The sequence below is a fragment of the Aquimarina sp. AD10 genome (assembly GCF_003443715.1).
Classification (GTDB): domain Bacteria; phylum Bacteroidota; class Bacteroidia; order Flavobacteriales; family Flavobacteriaceae; genus Aquimarina; species Aquimarina aggregata.
This window is the reverse complement of record NZ_CP031965.1, coordinates 2,542,959-2,558,626: the sequence shown is the minus strand read 5'-3', so window position 1 is coordinate 2,558,626 and position 15,668 is coordinate 2,542,959. Positions and strand designations below refer to the sequence as shown.

The 15,668-nt window shown below is 31.6% G+C and carries 15 protein-coding genes; 4 read left to right on the top strand and 11 right to left on the bottom strand.

From position 1 onward, the window contains the following. Positions 1-2 precede the first annotated feature (2 nt). Both D1816_RS10535 and D1816_RS10530 read right to left on the bottom strand, forming a co-directional pair. Positions 3-1,391, bottom strand: a complete 1,389-nt coding sequence (locus D1816_RS10535) for an ATP-binding protein (RefSeq protein WP_118502741.1) — start codon at positions 1,389-1,391, stop codon at positions 3-5. Positions 1,392-1,477: 86 nt separating this feature from the next. Next, positions 1,478-2,122 (bottom strand): flavin reductase family protein, encoded by a 645-nt coding sequence (locus tag D1816_RS10530; protein ID WP_118502739.1) that lies wholly within the window; start codon positions 2,120-2,122, stop codon positions 1,478-1,480. Between the two features lie 60 nt (positions 2,123-2,182). Here D1816_RS10530 and D1816_RS10525 point away from each other — a divergent pair, with 60 nt between their 5' ends. Continuing rightward, the gene (locus D1816_RS10525; protein ID WP_118502737.1) at positions 2,183-2,986 is read left to right on the top strand and encodes a bifunctional 2-polyprenyl-6-hydroxyphenol methylase/3-demethylubiquinol 3-O-methyltransferase UbiG; all 804 of its coding nucleotides are present in this window, start codon (positions 2,183-2,185) and stop codon (positions 2,984-2,986) included. A 215-nt stretch (positions 2,987-3,201) separates the two neighbouring features. Further along, the gene (locus D1816_RS10520) at positions 3,202-4,560 is read left to right on the top strand and encodes an NAD(P)/FAD-dependent oxidoreductase (RefSeq protein WP_118502735.1); all 1,359 of its coding nucleotides are present in this window, start codon (positions 3,202-3,204) and stop codon (positions 4,558-4,560) included. On the opposite strand, the gene D1816_RS10515 is transcribed toward D1816_RS10520, so the two are convergent. From D1816_RS10515 to D1816_RS10475, 9 genes are all read right to left on the bottom strand, one after another. Then, positions 4,550-5,914 carry an aldehyde dehydrogenase gene (locus D1816_RS10515; protein WP_118502732.1) on the bottom strand — a complete coding sequence of 455 codons (1,365 nt, stop codon included), beginning with the start codon at positions 5,912-5,914 and terminating at the stop codon, positions 4,550-4,552. The two genes, D1816_RS10520 and D1816_RS10515, sit on opposite strands and share 11 nt — an antisense overlap. 47 nt (positions 5,915-5,961) lie before the next feature. Beyond that, positions 5,962-6,903: a sterol desaturase family protein gene (locus D1816_RS10510; protein ID WP_066312602.1), complete on the bottom strand. Its 942-nt coding sequence runs from the start codon at positions 6,901-6,903 to the stop codon at positions 5,962-5,964. 159 nt (positions 6,904-7,062) lie between these two features. Further along, positions 7,063-7,938, bottom strand: coding sequence for a hypothetical protein (locus D1816_RS10505; RefSeq protein WP_147405072.1), 876 nt, complete (start codon positions 7,936-7,938; stop codon positions 7,063-7,065). A 125-nt stretch (positions 7,939-8,063) separates the two neighbouring features. Continuing rightward, positions 8,064-8,492, bottom strand: a complete 429-nt coding sequence (locus tag D1816_RS10500; protein ID WP_118502728.1) for a VOC family protein — start codon at positions 8,490-8,492, stop codon at positions 8,064-8,066. Positions 8,493-8,584: 92 nt separating this feature from the next. Then, positions 8,585-9,418 carry a 23S rRNA pseudouridine(2604) synthase RluF gene (rluF, locus tag D1816_RS10495; RefSeq protein WP_118502726.1) on the bottom strand — a complete coding sequence of 278 codons (834 nt, stop codon included), beginning with the start codon at positions 9,416-9,418 and terminating at the stop codon, positions 8,585-8,587. Between the two features lie 90 nt (positions 9,419-9,508). Beyond that, positions 9,509-10,348, bottom strand: a complete 840-nt coding sequence (locus tag D1816_RS10490; protein WP_118502725.1) for an alpha/beta hydrolase — start codon at positions 10,346-10,348, stop codon at positions 9,509-9,511. Beyond that, positions 10,345-10,713 carry a cupin domain-containing protein gene (locus D1816_RS10485; RefSeq protein ID WP_118506245.1) on the bottom strand — a complete coding sequence of 123 codons (369 nt, stop codon included), beginning with the start codon at positions 10,711-10,713 and terminating at the stop codon, positions 10,345-10,347. The genes D1816_RS10490 and D1816_RS10485 overlap by 4 nt, the downstream gene beginning before the upstream one ends. A gap of 13 nt (positions 10,714-10,726) precedes the next feature. Then, positions 10,727-11,287, bottom strand: a complete 561-nt coding sequence (locus D1816_RS10480) for a hypothetical protein (protein ID WP_066312589.1) — start codon at positions 11,285-11,287, stop codon at positions 10,727-10,729. Between the two features lie 38 nt (positions 11,288-11,325). Continuing rightward, the gene (locus D1816_RS10475) at positions 11,326-12,861 is read right to left on the bottom strand and encodes a helicase HerA-like domain-containing protein (protein ID WP_118502723.1); all 1,536 of its coding nucleotides are present in this window, start codon (positions 12,859-12,861) and stop codon (positions 11,326-11,328) included. Positions 12,862-12,971: 110 nt separating this feature from the next. Here D1816_RS10475 and D1816_RS10470 point away from each other — a divergent pair, with 110 nt between their 5' ends. Continuing rightward, positions 12,972-13,415 (top strand): RidA family protein, encoded by a 444-nt coding sequence (locus D1816_RS10470; RefSeq protein ID WP_118502721.1) that lies wholly within the window; start codon positions 12,972-12,974, stop codon positions 13,413-13,415. Between the two features lie 68 nt (positions 13,416-13,483). Then, complete coding sequence (locus D1816_RS10465) at positions 13,484-14,113, top strand: 7-carboxy-7-deazaguanine synthase QueE (protein ID WP_118502719.1); 630 nt, start codon at positions 13,484-13,486, stop codon at positions 14,111-14,113. The last annotated feature ends 1,555 nt before the right edge of the window (positions 14,114-15,668 follow it).

The following is a 15,668-nucleotide window of genomic DNA, read 5'->3' as shown; positions in this document are numbered from 1 at the left end:
TGTTAATTGATAGGTAAGCATACCGTAAATATTGTTTCTCCTTTTGTTGAGGTAACTTTAATACTTCCGTTATGTTGATTAATAATTCGTTGAACAACTTCTAATCCCATTCCTGTGCCTTTACCAATACTTTTTGTCGTAAAGAAAGGATCAAAGACGGCATTAATATGTTCTTTAGATATTCCTTTTCCGTTATCGATGATTTCGATTTTTATGAAATCCCCATCTTTTGTTGTTATAATAGTTAATGTGCCACCGTGGTCCATAGCATCAATTGCATTGTCAATGAGATTAGTCCACACTTGGTTGATCTCACTAACAAAAATCTTAGGAGTAATGAGATTGTCTTGAAATTGTTTTTTTATAATAATGCCTTTTTGCTTTAACTTATGATTTAGCATTGTTAATGTACTTTTTATACCTGTATGAATATCTGTGGCGACCTTTTCTGGAGTTTGATCCATATGCGTATAGCTTTTTACAGATTGTACAAGATTAGAAATTCGATCAGAAGCTTCTTCTATTTCATCTACCATTTTTTCGGTAGTTAGTACATTTTCAATCCATTCAATAGTCGTAGGAAAACTTTTAGCTCCTATTTCTTTATGGATACTTTTTATTGCAGAAACGTCAATACAAAAATCTAATAGTGTTTCTGTTAGTTCATAGGCATTAGTGACATTATGGTTTTCTAGCCAATCTTCAAGTTGATCTTCTTTTTCATTACGCTCTATTAGCGACATATTATTTTCAGGACGATTGGTGATTTTATCAAATAGCAGGTTGTTAACAATATCTATTTCTTCGTTGGTGGCCTGAATTGAAATAATTCTTTTAAACTTTTCTGGCACATGTGATAAGTGTTTTTTTAGAGCTTTTGCACTGCGCAACATAGCAGAGGCGGGGTTATTTAATTCATGTGCTAGTCCTGCAGATAATTTACCAAGCGCCATCATTTTTTCAGATTGTAAATTGTTTTTTGTAAACTCTCTGACTCTTGATGTCATGTTATGCACTAAACTTTCTGTAAGTTCATAGTGTTTAGCGATCATTTCTTTAAAAAATGATTTCTCTAAGATTAAAAGCTCTGTATCTTCAGTTACTTCACCATAACCAAGTGCAGACTGAGCTCTAGAAAAAGGGAGTAGACCACCAATGGTGTTGGTATTGATGTAACTAACAAATTTATAATTTCCGTTTTGTTTGATTTTTATAGCAATTTGACCTTTAAGCACAATAAATAAACTATCAATGGCGTCACCTTTTTCAAAAGAGAAATCTCCAATGTTATATTTCTGAAGATGCGAGTGATCTATAAGCCATTGCAATTGGTCATCAGGTACGGTACTAAAATCAGGAATTTTATGAAGATGATCTACAGAAATTTTCATCCTTTAAAATTAGTCAATAAAAAAAGCCTCTGCAATATTTCGAAACGTTTGAATTCTTAAGGTTTTTATAAAATTAACTGTAGTTCTTATGAATTGTTTAGCAAAGATTTTGTTTTTAGGTCTGGTTTTGCATAAGCAAATCGATCAAGTAATGTAGGTAGCGCATATCCATCTAAACCAATAGAAGCAACCGTTTGGGCTTTATCAAGTTGTACCCAACCATCTGTATGGATGTAATCATTATTAATATACAAATGTTCAACAGATCCAATAACTAAAATTGTGTCGTTTTCTTTTATTAGATATTCATTTACATACTTACAGCCTAATTTTATAGGACTATCTTGAACATAAGGAGGATAAAAGTTATCAAGGAATAATTCGTTGAGGTTTGTCTTTTCAAATTCTGAAACATCTTCGTCGTATTTAGCAGCGGTATGATGCGCATCTTTAATCATATGCTCAGATACTTGATTAATAGTAAAAAAATCTGTTTCCCTGATATTTTTATAGGTGTTTCTAGGAACTGTTGTTGGACGCACTATAAAACCAATCATTGGGGGATTACTACCAATATGAACGATAGAGTTAAAGATTGCTGCATTTGTAGTTCCATTTTTACTTTTTGTTGCAATAATATTACAGGGTTTATATCCTGTGCAGCTATTCATTAAATTTGCGCGATATCTAGAGGGTAATTCTTTAAGTTGTTCTGATGTAAAATGATTCATTTATATTTAAAGATTATTTGATAAAATAATTGTTATTCAAATCTAATTAATCTTAAAGCGATGTCTGAAAAATTTAAAGAGTATTTTGAAACTAATAAAGAAACTTGGAATAAAAAAGTTAGTGTTCATGCCAAAAGTGCTTTTTATGATATTGACAACTTTAAGAAAGGTGAAACCTCATTAAAAAAGTTTGAATTAGAAGCCCTTGGCGATGTATCTGGTAAATCTATATTGCATTTGCAATGTCATTTTGGACAAGATACTTTAAGTTGGAGTAGGATGGGAGCTAAATGTACAGGGGTAGATTTATCAGAAGAAGCGATCATATTGGCAGAACAATTAAATTTAGAATTAAATCAGGACGCTAAATTTGTATGCTGTAATGTTTTGGATACGTCTACTTTTGTTAAAGATAAATTTGACATTGTTTATACAAGTTATGGTGTTATTGGTTGGTTACCAGATTTAAAACCTTGGGGTAAAATGATCGCCGAACGTTTAAAGCCAGGTGGAACTTTTTATATTGCAGAGTTTCATCCTATTGTTTGGATGTTTGATTACTTAGAAAGTGTACCGACTCTCAAGTATGGATATCATCAAAAAGATGTTATTTATGAAGAGTATCAAGGAACCTATGCTGATCAGGATTCTAAAATGATTAGTAAAGAATTTGCCTGGAATCATGGTTTAGGAGAAGTGGTTTCGGCACTTGCCGAAGCAGGACTTACGATAGAATATTTAAGAGAGTATGATGAATCTCCTTATGAAATCTTTCCGGATTTAATTCAAAATAGCGAAAAAATGTTTGAAACTAAAGATAAATTGTATCCTTTACTTTTTACGATCAAAGCTACACTTAAGTAAATTATACTTAGCACATCCGTGCGTATTAATTTGAGATGTATCAGATTGTAGATGATTGTGTATTAATTCGCTAATAATCGTTACATTTACCGAAGGTTTTAATGTCTGCATATGCTCTTTATAAAGATTGTAGCTTACTTTGTTGGATGCATTAAAACTCGAATCTTTCCAGATTGTATGTAGTATTCCAACTTGTTGTTAATTGCAAATAATATATGCAAACAAAAAATATAGCTATAATAGGTAGTGGGCTTGTCGGTTCATTATTAGCACTCTATTTAAGAAAAAGAGAATATACAGTTACAGTTTTTGATAGAAGACCCGACATACGAACGATAGAGTTTAGCGGTCGTTCTATTAATTTGGCAATGTCTGTTAGAGGTTGGGAAACACTTGATAAAATAGGAATAGGTGATGAAGTTAGAAAACTGGCTATCCCTATGAACAAGAGAACAATGCATGTAACGGGAGAACCGATTTATCATCAATATTATGGTAAAGATGGGGAAGCTATTTCTTCAATTCCTAGAGGGATATTGAACAAAAAAATGATAACCCTTGCAGAGGAAGCTGGAGCAGTTTTTAGATTTAATGAAAAAGTATGGGATATTAATTTGCCAGAGGCAAAGATTTATACAGGAGAAACGGAAAGAGGAGAGTGGAAAGAATATAAATACGATATGATTTTTGGGTGTGATGGCGCTTTTTCTAGAGTACGTCACAAAATGCAAAGAAGAAGTAGATTTAATTATTCTCAGAAATTTTTAGATACGGGGTATAAAGAATTAGGAATTCCTGCTAATACCGATGGGACTCATAAATTAGATAAAAATTCATTGCATATTTGGCCAAGAGGTAAATTTATGCTTATCGCATTACCTAATCTTGATGGTAGTTTTACGTGTACATTGTTTATGCCCCATGAAGGTGATAGTTCTTTTGAAAAATTGACAAACGATGAAGCCGTAATGCAGTTTTGGAAACAATATTTTCCTGATACAATTGCTATCATGCCGACTTTACTCGAAGATTTTAAAAGTAATCCTACTAGTGCATTAGTTACGATGAAATGCTACCCTTGGACCTATTGGGATAAAGTAGCGTTAGTAGGAGATTCTGCGCATGCAATAGTGCCTTTTTACGGACAAGGTATGAATGCTGGTTTTGAAGACATTTCAATTTTGGACGAAATTATAGAAAATGAAGGAGATAAGAATTGGGAAGAGATTTTTGAAATGTATCAAAAATCTCGCAAACCTAATGCAGATGCGATTGCAGAACTTTCATACCGTAACTTTATAGAAATGAGTAGCAAAACAGCAGATCCAGAGTTTATTTTAAGAAAAAGAATTGAAAAACAATTCTCTCAAAAATATCCTGATAAATGGTTACCGTTATATTCTAGAGTGACATTTAGTCGTAGACCATATTCTGAAGCTCTTAATATTGGAGATCAACAAGCTGCAATTATGGATAAAGTAATGAAGTTAGATGATATAGAGAACATATGGGATACTGAGCAAGTAGAACACTATATTCTTGGACTTTTAGAAGATAAAAAAGTTATCCAATAATTTTCTTAAGCCATTTTAATTTTTTGGCGCTATATGGGGCATATTTTAAATCAAGCTCTATTAAAAATGATTTTTGTAGGATGCTTTTGTAATGTGAAAAAGTTTCGAAACCATATTTTCCATGGTAATTTCCTATTCCGCTATCACCAACACCTCCAAATGGAAGTTTTTGTTCAGTAAAATGCATAACAGCATCATTTACGGCACCACCTCCAAAAGAGATTTCATTTAAGATCTTATTCTTTAGTGTTTTGTTTTTAGTAAAAACATAGCAAGACAAAGGTTTTGACAATGTTTTTATTTGTTTAATAGCATCGTTAATATTAGTATACTCTATAATAGGTAAAATAGGTCCAAATATTTCATCTTGCATAACCTTATCTTCAAAATCTACACCTGTTAGAATGGTAGGAGGGATGATGCGATTTTCTTTGTTGCAATTTCCTCCAATATAGATTTTATCACTGTCAATTAAACTCTCGAGACGTTCAAAATTCTTATCATTAATAATTTGAGTATAATTATGATTGTCTACATTATAATCAGCTTTTTCGATTTGTTTCTTTATCGCCGATAAAAATGTTTCTTTTATGCTAGATTCGACCATAACATAATCAGGAGCTATACAGGTTTGACCTGCATTTAAAAATTTACCCCAGACTAATCTTTTAGCGGTCATTTCTATATTGACATCTTTAGTAATAATTGCGGGACTTTTGCCACCTAATTCTAAGGTTACCGGTGTCAAATGTTTTGCCGCTGCTTGGTAGATGATTTTACCAACAACTGCACTACCTGTAAAAAATATCTTATCAAACTTATGATTAAGCAAGGCTGTAGTTTCTTTTACACTTCCTTCTACTACTTTAAAAATTTTCGGATCAAAATTTTCATTAACCAATTCAGCCATTATAGCTGCAGTTTGTGAAGGTATTTCACTAGGTTTTAAGATTACGGTGCACCCAGCCGCAATTGCTGCAATTGCAGGGCAGAGAGATAATTGATACGGATAATTCCAAGCGCCAATAACTAAAACAGTTCCATAGGGTTCAGGAATAATATAGCTTTTCCCTGGGAGGTTAGCCAAGCCTGTTGATACCTTGCGTTTTTTTGCCCATTTTTTTACTTTTGAAACCGCAAGATCAATTTCATGATAAATAATAGATAATTCTGTAGTATATGTTTCGAATTCTGATTTTTTAAAATCTTGATAGATCGCTTCATATAAACGTGTTTCATTTTTTAACAAAACACTTTTTAAACGTTTTAACTCATTAATTCTATACGAAAGGTCTTTTGTAGTATTTGTATTGAAAAAATGACGCTGTTGATCAATAAGGTGCTGATAACTCATGGTAAAACTAGCAATGGATTATAAAAACAAGAAACGTATGGTTGATACTAAGTTAAACTTTTTTGTTTATTTAATTCAAGTTCGCGTTGCATTTGTTTTACCGTTAATGTGCTGCCATCATGACTCCATCCTGGAGGTCCAAAAATGTACATAAATTTGTGGTACCAGTTTTTAGATTTTTTAGTGTCATTCCATATATCCTTGTACTCATGAGTTAAGATTACCCATGGGTTATAAGAATTGGGAGCGTGAGTTACTCCATACTGTACTTCTATATTTTCATCTAATTCTTTCCAAGTACCAAATATTTTATCGAATATATTAAGAAATCCACCATGATTTTTATCCATGTACTCTACATTTTTAGCATGGTGTACTTGATGCATAGTATGGGTGTTAAATACCTTTTCTATAATTCCCATTTTGGGTATGTAAACAGAATGTAACTGGAATTGCCATAGTGCTTCTATACCAAGGCAAACAATAACCATTTCAGGAGGAAATCCAATAGCTGGCATCCACATATAAAATAAGGGTTTATATAAAAGTGTAAACCAACCGTTACGTACTGCTGTTCCTAAATTGAAATTATCTGAAGAATGGTGTACTATATGTGCAGCCCACAAGGCTCTTACCATATGGTTTTGTCTATGAAACCAATAGTATGTGTAATCATCTGCTAATTGACATAAAAGCCAAATATACCAAGCATAACCAAAAGATTGCCAACCCATAATGTTTGTGCGAACCCCATTTACCTCAGGATTAAAAAATTCATATACATAATGAAAAAGGACAATGGAAAAAACAGTTTTAATTAATGGCCCCAGTATTGCGGAACCTACCCCCATAAATACGCTTGCACCAAGATCTTTCCATTTGTAAAGATCTTTTTTGTCATGATCATGAGTTTTACTGTAAGTAAGTTCTACTAAAATTAGTCCTAAAAAGCAAGGCACTCCATAGACTAAGGGGTTTGTTAAATCCATTTTTTCTTTTTCGAGTTATTCTGGGAGCGGAATATATGAAGATTTTTTTAGTATACCTTTAACAATATACCGGTAATTATACAAAAGTTGTTTTTTTAACGATTGTCTAATGTTAAATATTGTTTCTGTGCCTAAAAGAAGTGTCGAATACTTTTCTAATCACTTAATATTTCCACCAAGTGCCACATATGCTTCTAAAACATTCTTGATAGCTTTCTTTTCATTTTTGCTAATCGTTCTGGTACTTACATCATCTTTTCCTACAAATCTTATCTTGGCAATTTTACTAGAAGCGATAGCTTTAGTCATTAGCATATCTTCATTTTTTATTACGCGATCTAACCATTCTCTTTTTCCTCCTGATTCTTCTTTAGAATTAAATTCACCAGGCGTATTTTCTTCTAATTCGAATGTCTTCTTATCGGCTATAATTTCTATTCTTTCTATAAATAGCCATTTCTTTTTAGAGAAATAGTTAATAGATATTCCTATCCATGGTTTTTTTTCTTTTTTGCCAATATATGCTTGAATATAATTTTTGGTATTCAATTTGGTTGAAGATTTGTCGGAATACCAAGTGACATCATCATTGATATCGTATTTTTTGTTCATTTTGGCAATTGCGGCTTCTTTCTTTTTTTGTCTCGCTTTTCTTTCCTTCTCTTCTTTTTCGCTTAAACCTTCATTTTTCTCCTCTTCTTCAACCTCGGTATCTTGATCATTTTGAGCACGAGCTGTTTCTAATATTTTGTTCTCTACCCTTTTTAGTAATCTTTTGCCTTTTTTTCCTTCATCAGAATTAGCATACTTTGCAATCAAAGTCTTAAGTTTTTCACGACTTTTAGTGAAATCCGAAGCATCATAATAAACATTGGCCTTTTCTAAAATTTCTGCAGGAGTTAACTCACACTCAGCAATTTCTTTTTTTAGCTTTTCGTTTTCTTTTTTTAGTTTATCAAAATCCGCTTGTGGAACACCACAGCTTACACTAAATAACAACAATAACGTGTAGGTCAATAGGGTAACGTTTTTCATGGTTAGGGAGTATTTATCACTTGATTAGGAATATTTTAGCGATTAAATATACTAAAAAAGTGTTAACCTTTGTGATTTTATGTTAAAACCCTAATGTTTTTGTTTGTAAAATGTGGTATATGTAGTTATTTGGCAAAAATTTGTGAAGTATTTTTAAAGGCTTTAAATTCTAAGGCGTTTCCGCATGGATCGTAAAAAAACATTGTGCCTTGTTCTCCGGTTTCTCCTTTAAATCGAATGTAGGGTTCTATTACAAATTTAATTTCTTTTTTAGTTAATTTTTCTGCAAGTGTTTCCCATGTATTCCATTCTAAAATAACTCCGAAATGTGGAACCGGAACGTCTTTACCATCCACAGGGTTGCTGTATGCAGTTTCGTGATCTGATTTGGCTTTATAATGAATGACTAATTGATGACCAAAGAAATTAAAATCTACCCAATGCTGACTAGATCTGCCTTCTTCAAGCTCTAAGATGTCGCGATAAAATTGCCTAGCTTTTTTTAAATCATCTACTGGTATGGCTAAATGGAATGGTGAAATTTGTGTGTTCATGCTCTATAATGTAATAAGTAAGAAATTTACTTAATCTATAGAATATGTATTAGTGAATACTTGAAATTGACATTTAATTAACAATTAACCTTTTAACGATCTCGACGTCTTTTATTTCTTGGTTTATGGGTAGTGTGTGTCTTTTTGGGGGTTGAGTTATTAAATCGTGTTTTTCGTTTTGGGGTTTCTAAGATAGACGCTTCTTCTGTTTTACTAGAGTCATCAACATCAGAGTTAAGCACCTTTAATTCTTCGTCACTTAAATAGCGCCATTGGCCAACAGGAACATCTAATGCTACATTCATAATGCGAATTCTTTTTAAGCTAGTAACTTCATATCCTAAATATTCACACATTCTACGAATTTGCCTATTAAGCCCCTGAGTTAAAACAATTCTGAAATTGTATTTGTTTATTTGTTCTACTTCACATTTACGAGTAATTGTATCTAGAATTGGAATACCATTACTCATTCGTTTAATAAATTGAGGACTTATTAGTTTATTAACGGTAACTACATACTCCTTTTCATGATTATTGCGAGCTCTTAGAATTTTATTTACAATATCTCCGTCACTAGTTAAGAAAATAAGGCCTTCACTGGGTTTGTCTAATCTACCAATAGGAAAAATTCGTTTGGGATAATTAATATAGTCTATAATATTATCTTTTTCATTTTGTGCTGTAGTACATACAATTCCAACAGGTTTATTAAAAGCAAGATACACGTGTTTTTCTTTAGGTGCACTAATCAATTCACCATCAACATGTACTGTGTCATCCGGACTAACTTTAGTTCCCATTTCGGGAATTTGACCATTTATAGTAACCCTTTTTTGATCGATTAATTTATCGGCTTCGCGACGAGAACAATACCCTACTTCACTTAGGTATTTATTTAATCTGGTAAGTTTAGAATTTTCCACGCACAAAGGTAAATAATATAAAATTATGAATACCTAATTATTGGTTTTTGAATATTAGTACTTTATATAATAACACCAATACGATATTGATTATTTGCTTAAAAAATCCAAAATCATAGTATCGACCTCATTAAAGAAGAGAGAGTGCCCATAATCTTCGGTTGTTATAAAATTAATTCCGCTCCAATTATTGGCTATTCGTTCTGCTTCTGCATAAGGTGCAATGTCATCGTTTTTATCATGAATTAAAAGCCCTTTTTGAGAAATTTTTTTTGCAAATTCAGAAATTGTAAACTCTTCAAAATAATGTCCATGTTTATCCTTAAAATATTGATTTAATGCTTGCATGAATTTTTGAGAAAGTTTCAATATTCCTTGATACTGTTTCATAATTCTTGATAAATCTGATGGAGGAGCCAGAATTACTAGCTTATCTATTTCTTGATCAGGATAGGTGTATTGATGAAATATGGTAGTCATGCCACCTACAGAATGACCTATAATGTGATTTGGACGATATAAGGCTATCATTTTTTGAAGACATTCTGTATATAAAGGTACATTTAAGATTTTACCCGATGAATTGCCATGTGCAGGCGCATCAAAAGCGATGATGTTATATCCTTTTTTGTGTAATTTTTGTATAATATTTTTCCAGCGGTGTGTATTACTTTCCCATCCGTGAACCATTAATATTGTTTCCCCAAGACTAGGCCATCTATAGGTTTGAAGACGCAAAGATTCTAGTGATATTAATTCATCTTTGGCATCTTCTAAAAAATCTTCTTGTTCAGGTAATACCTTACCTTTTCTAGGAGTACAAAATAATGTATACGCTTTACGAATTGCTTTTTTAGGGAAAAAAAAGAATAAGAATTGGAAATATTTTCCAATCAAGACGGGTAGATGTTTTTTAAACTTTTCTTTCATTCATTTTCTCGATGTACAGATTCTGGTGTAAATGCAGGTGTGCAAATTGCCAGATATTCGCAAACTGTGTCAAAGGGGTTGGCATATTGAACCCTAGTGTTTTTTTCAATTTTAATAGATTGACCTGATGATAATATTACAATTTCTCCATCAATAGTGAATTGCTTTTTACCTTTTATAATATAAGTGTACTCATCAAATTCTGGAGTTTGAAACGGCTCACTCCAACCAGGTGGTGCTACCATATGTGCAATACTAATTTTAGAATTACCATCTGTAGCTTTACCAAAATGCTCTTCAATTAATTTACCATCGGTTGTAGGTACCACAAAAGGAGAATCTTGAACTGTATATTTTTTTGCCATCTTCATTTAATTATCATTCCCACTGTAACCAGAAATGTTTAATTCTAGCAGTATCAGGAATATCTGAAATTTCAATTTTTGAATCTGTATTAAACTTAAATTTTTCGGGTAACTCCTTTTTGTCAATAGTAAAATAAGCTTGTAGACTATCCACAAAAATTACAGCAGTACTTAATGTATTATTAATTTTAGAAACATTGTATTGTTCTTTTATATCTTTAAAAGTACTGTTAGAGGATAAACCTGAAGCTGTCTTATATCTAGGATCTATAACCTGTATATTCCCTATAGTAGAAGAAACGTCTGTGTCTTTCTTAGGTTCAAGAACAAGTAATTTAGCTCCTCCTTTTTCATAAATCTCTATTTCATTTGTGGTTCCTAATAATTTATTATCAGGAGAACTTTTGGCAATAGAATCATTTGCAAAAATAGAATCTAGTTTGTTAATAGGGATTTCATTTGTTAATAATCCAATCCTATTGATCGAAATTTCAAAAGGGTTTTGTTTTTTTTCTTTTTGGCAACTTAATATAAGTACTAAGGCCAGTGCTGTTTGAAAAATTCTACTTTTCATAATTGATTAAATAATTTGGTTTTATATGTAAACGAAAATTATTTTAATAACTTATTTAGGACTCCTAATGCACCTCTAATAAAAGTTGCACTGGTTAAAACTTTGATAACGGCTTTTTCTGTTGCACTTGTTCTACTTCTTCGAGATCTAGAGCTGGAAGAGGTTTTTTCAAGTTTTTCTCGTTCTTTTTTTGCTGCCGCTTTAGCTTCGTCGGCTTCAGCTTTTTCTATTTTCTCATTTAAAAGCTCATAGGCACTTTCTCTATCAATCTCTTTATTATATTTTGAAGAAAGTTTAGACCTTTTTAATAGGTCTTTTAATTCACTATCGGTTAACACATCCATTCTACTCATGGGTGCTCTTAACATTGTAGCAGCTAGAGGGGTGGGGCGCCCTTTTTCGTCAAGAGCAGATACCAATGCTTCTCCAATCCCTAAGGATGTTAGTATTTCTTTGGTGTCATAATATTTTGAATCCGGGTAATTCTCTGCAGTGAGTTTAATGGCCTTTCTGTCTTTTGCAGTAAAAGCTCTTAGAGCATGTTGTACTTTTAACCCTAGTTGACTTAAAATTCCATCAGGAACATCAGTTGGGTTTTGTGTTACAAAATATAAACCTACTCCTTTAGAACGTATTAATTTAACAATACTTTCGATTTGATCCATTAGTGCATTCGAAGCTTCTTTAAAAATCAAATGTGCCTCATCCAAGAATATTACCAATTCAGGTCTTCCGCTATCACCTTGCTCAGGAAAAGTACCATATATTTCAGCAAGAAGACTCAACATAAAAGTTGAAAATAACTTTGGTTTATCTTGTATGTCAGTTAACCTGATAATGTTGATCATACCTCTTCCGTTATCATCTAATCTACATAAATCTTGAACATCGAAGGATGTTTCTCCAAAAAATAGATCAGCTCCTTGTTGCTCTAGTTCTACTATTTTTCGCAAGATAGCCCCGGTAGAGGCTGTAGAAATTCGACCATAATCTTTTTCTAATTCTTTTTTCCCTTCTTGTGTAGCAAATTGTAGTACCTTTTTTAGATCTTTTAGGTCTAATAAAGGTAGTTTGTTGTCGTCACAATATTTAAATATGACAGATATAATACCTGCTTGTGTAGTTGTAACATCCAAAATTCTAGATAGTAATACAGGTCCAAATTCACTAACGGTAGCTCTAAGTCTAACACCGTTTTGTTCTGATAACGATAAAATCTCTACCGGAAACCCTTTTGCTTCGAACGGGATTCCAATTTTTTCATGGCGTTCATCGATTTTAGGGTGTCCTGGACTTGCAGCCGCAATACCACTAAGATCTCCTTTTATATCCATTAATAGGACCGGTATTCCTTGATCACTTAAATTTTCTGCTATTACTTGTAACGTTTTAGTTTTTCCTGTACCCGTTGCTCCCGCAATCAAACCATGGCGGTTTAATGTTTTTAATGGCACCTTAACATGAGCATTTGTAACAGTTTCGCCTTCATGCATGGCAGCTCCCATGGTTAAAAAATCACCTTTGGTTTTATAACCTTCATTAATATGATCCAGAAATTCTTGATGGTCACTCATAATAGCTTTAATTTTTGATAAAAATAGGAATCTTAACTTTTCTATAGAAATTATAGTTTACTTTTAATGTAAAATACGTTTAATTTAGAACTTTTAATAGTATTAAGTTTATGAAAAAATTAGTGATGATCATTTGTCTTTTTTTAATGGGTATAGGTTGCAATGCACAGTCAACTGAAGTTACTTTTCATAAAACCCATGAACCTAAAAAAGAAGGAGCTCCGTTTTCAGACGCAGTTCAAGTAGGTAATTTGTACTTTTTATCAGGACAGGTGGGTATGGATCATACTGCCAGGAAATTAGTTGAAGGAGGAATTAAAAACGAAACAAAACAAACGTTAGAAAATATTAAAGCTGTTTTAAACCATCATAGTCTGACTATGAATGATGTAGTTAAGTGTACTGTAATATTGGCAGATATAAATGATTTTTCTGCATTTAATGAAATATATAAAACATATTTTCCTCAGAAACCAGCGCGTACAACTTTTGCTGCAAAAGGTCTTGCTGTAGGAGCGAGTATAGAAATAGAATGTATCGCTGTTAAAAAGTAATACAGCTTTTGTATTGATACTAAAGATTTCAAGAATAATTATTTTATGTTGCGTACCTTTGCGCTCTTATGCAAGAGAGTGTACAAAAATTGGTAAATATTGGAGAAATGCTTCCTTTAATGGAAGAGTTCTATACAATACAAGGAGAGGGATATCATAAAGGAACGGCCGCTTATTTTATTAGAATCGGAGGTTGTGATGTAGGATGTCATTGGTGTGATGTAAAAGAAAGTTGGAATGCAGATTTACATCCTCCTACGCTTACAGAAAAAATAGTTGATAACGCTTTGAAATATAGCAATGTAGTTGTTGTAACAGGAGGAGAGCCCCTTACTTGGGATATGACATTGCTTACTCAAGGACTTAAAAGTAAAGGTGCCCAAACTCATATCGAAACTTCTGGAGCGTATCCTCTTACCGGTGACTGGGATTGGATTTGTCTTTCTCCTAAAAAGGTAAAACTACCTACTAAACAAATTTATGGGGTGGCCAATGAATTAAAATGTATCATTTATAACAAAAGTGATTTTGCATTTGCAGAGGAGCAAGCTGCTAAAGTTTCAGAAGATTGTATATTGTATTTACAACCTGAATGGAGTGTGAGAGATAAAATGATACCTCTTATGGTAGATTTTGTAATGAAGAATCCAAAATGGAGAGTGTCTTTACAGACGCATAAGTACTTAAATATCCCGTAAAAAAAGTAAGGTAAATAACAATATAGAGATTTTGTTGAAAACACAAGTGTTTGATTACAAATATTTTACGGTTTGTCCGTAAGAAATAGAGAAATCTCCCTTAGTTTTTAATGTTAAAAAGTGAGTAATTCCTTACTTAAATTGTTAAAAATTTACATTTTTATTACCAATAATCTTGTTCAATAATTATTCTGTCGATTTTCTATCTTTTATTTTAACATTTATTTGGAATAAAAACTAATTGTTGTTAGTTTTAAATAAGTAATTTAAAATCAAGGGGCTATGAAACAATTCTACACTATTTTTGAATCAAATTTTAAAACTTTCGTTAATTTTTTAAGCGAATTACCTGGTGCATCTAGATATGCAATGCGTAAATAATAATAAGATCCTAATATGACATTAGAATTTTAGTATTGCTTAGGCAATTGGTATAAAATAAAGAGAGATTATCAATTATGATAATCTCTCTTTATTTTAATAAACTTCAGAAATTAATATGTTTATTTAAGGATTCTCTATAAAAAAGCATTTAATAAAATAGATTTAGACAGAGTTCCTTAGTTTGCTAAGTATGGTTTTATGTTATAATCCTAAACCAGTGGTCTAATAGTATAGTAATTTAAAATAGACTACGTGAAAAATAATGAGGTGTTTAATTGTCACAATTACTTTCTATTGTGTAAAGTTTATTGTTTTTTATCCTAGTATAATGATATAACATCAAAAACTAAGATTGAAAAGTATGTCAAAAAGGGGGAGAATACCCCTAAAACAGTACTTTTTTAAGTAAGAATTTTCTTATTTTTATTTAGCAACATAGGCTTTTATTATGTTTTTTATCTAAGCTAACATGTTTTATATCTAAAACGATTAAGAGTAAATGTTAATTTTTTTATTGAATTGTAAGATGCAATGTATCTTTGTAAAGCAAATAATAACAAATTATAAATCAACATATTATGAAACTTTTTTTCGGTATTTTAGTAATTAATGTAAAAGCTTTAAAAAGATTTATTGGAGAATTACCTGCTGCAAGTAGTAATGCAATTCATAGGTAGATTTTATTAGTTTATCTTTTGCTTCTTTATTCTTTAAGAAGCGCTTGTAAATAACAAATTAGGGAATTGATACATAAATAATTTAAGGGAAATTACCCGGTGTATTAAAAAAAATACACATATATAAACTAGATACTAAATTAATTTATGTGTTTTGTTTCGAGAAGGACTTTGAAATGCGTTTAGTTAGGGAAATAAATACTTTTGATAATACCTTTTTTAAAACAGTAGTACACTGTGCTAATTTTTGTAAAAAATTAAAAACCAATTGATTATGAAGCTATTTTACGGAATAATCACTATAGATATAAAGGCTTTAAAGAAATTTTTGAAACAATTACCAGCAGCATGCAGTAATGCAATTCATAGATGATTTTTATGAATTTGGGATTAAATTGTTGTCAATATTGAAATAAAAGAGATAAGATTTTTGGGGAAATTACCCTATTTATCCTTGTAAAAAACAACAATTACTTGTAAATATGATTGTTAGT

What these genes read in the sequence shown, in the direction of transcription:
- D1816_RS10535 (WP_118502741.1), bottom strand. Translation starts at nt 1,391, where the DNA reads ATGAAAATTTCTGTAGATCATCTTCATAAAATTCCTGATTTTAGTACC.
- D1816_RS10530 (WP_118502739.1), bottom strand. Translation starts at nt 2,122, where the DNA reads ATGAATCATTTTACATCAGAACAACTTAAAGAATTACCCTCTAGATAT.
- D1816_RS10525 (WP_118502737.1), top strand. Translation starts at nt 2,183, where the DNA reads ATGTCTGAAAAATTTAAAGAGTATTTTGAAACTAATAAAGAAACTTGG.
- D1816_RS10520 (WP_118502735.1), top strand. Translation starts at nt 3,202, where the DNA reads ATGCAAACAAAAAATATAGCTATAATAGGTAGTGGGCTTGTCGGTTCA.
- D1816_RS10515 (WP_118502732.1), bottom strand. Translation starts at nt 5,914, where the DNA reads ATGAGTTATCAGCACCTTATTGATCAACAGCGTCATTTTTTCAATACA.
- D1816_RS10510 (WP_066312602.1), bottom strand. Translation starts at nt 6,903, where the DNA reads ATGGATTTAACAAACCCCTTAGTCTATGGAGTGCCTTGCTTTTTAGGA.
- D1816_RS10505 (WP_147405072.1), bottom strand. Translation starts at nt 7,938, where the DNA reads ATGAAAAACGTTACCCTATTGACCTACACGTTATTGTTGTTATTTAGT.
- D1816_RS10500 (WP_118502728.1), bottom strand. Translation starts at nt 8,492, where the DNA reads ATGAACACACAAATTTCACCATTCCATTTAGCCATACCAGTAGATGAT.
- D1816_RS10490 (WP_118502725.1), bottom strand. Translation starts at nt 10,348, where the DNA reads ATGAAAGAAAAGTTTAAAAAACATCTACCCGTCTTGATTGGAAAATAT.
- D1816_RS10485 (WP_118506245.1), bottom strand. Translation starts at nt 10,713, where the DNA reads ATGGCAAAAAAATATACAGTTCAAGATTCTCCTTTTGTGGTACCTACA.
- D1816_RS10480 (WP_066312589.1), bottom strand. Translation starts at nt 11,287, where the DNA reads ATGAAAAGTAGAATTTTTCAAACAGCACTGGCCTTAGTACTTATATTA.
- D1816_RS10475 (WP_118502723.1), bottom strand. Translation starts at nt 12,861, where the DNA reads ATGAGTGACCATCAAGAATTTCTGGATCATATTAATGAAGGTTATAAA.
- D1816_RS10470 (WP_118502721.1), top strand. Translation starts at nt 12,972, where the DNA reads ATGAAAAAATTAGTGATGATCATTTGTCTTTTTTTAATGGGTATAGGT.
- D1816_RS10465 (WP_118502719.1), top strand. Translation starts at nt 13,484, where the DNA reads ATGCAAGAGAGTGTACAAAAATTGGTAAATATTGGAGAAATGCTTCCT.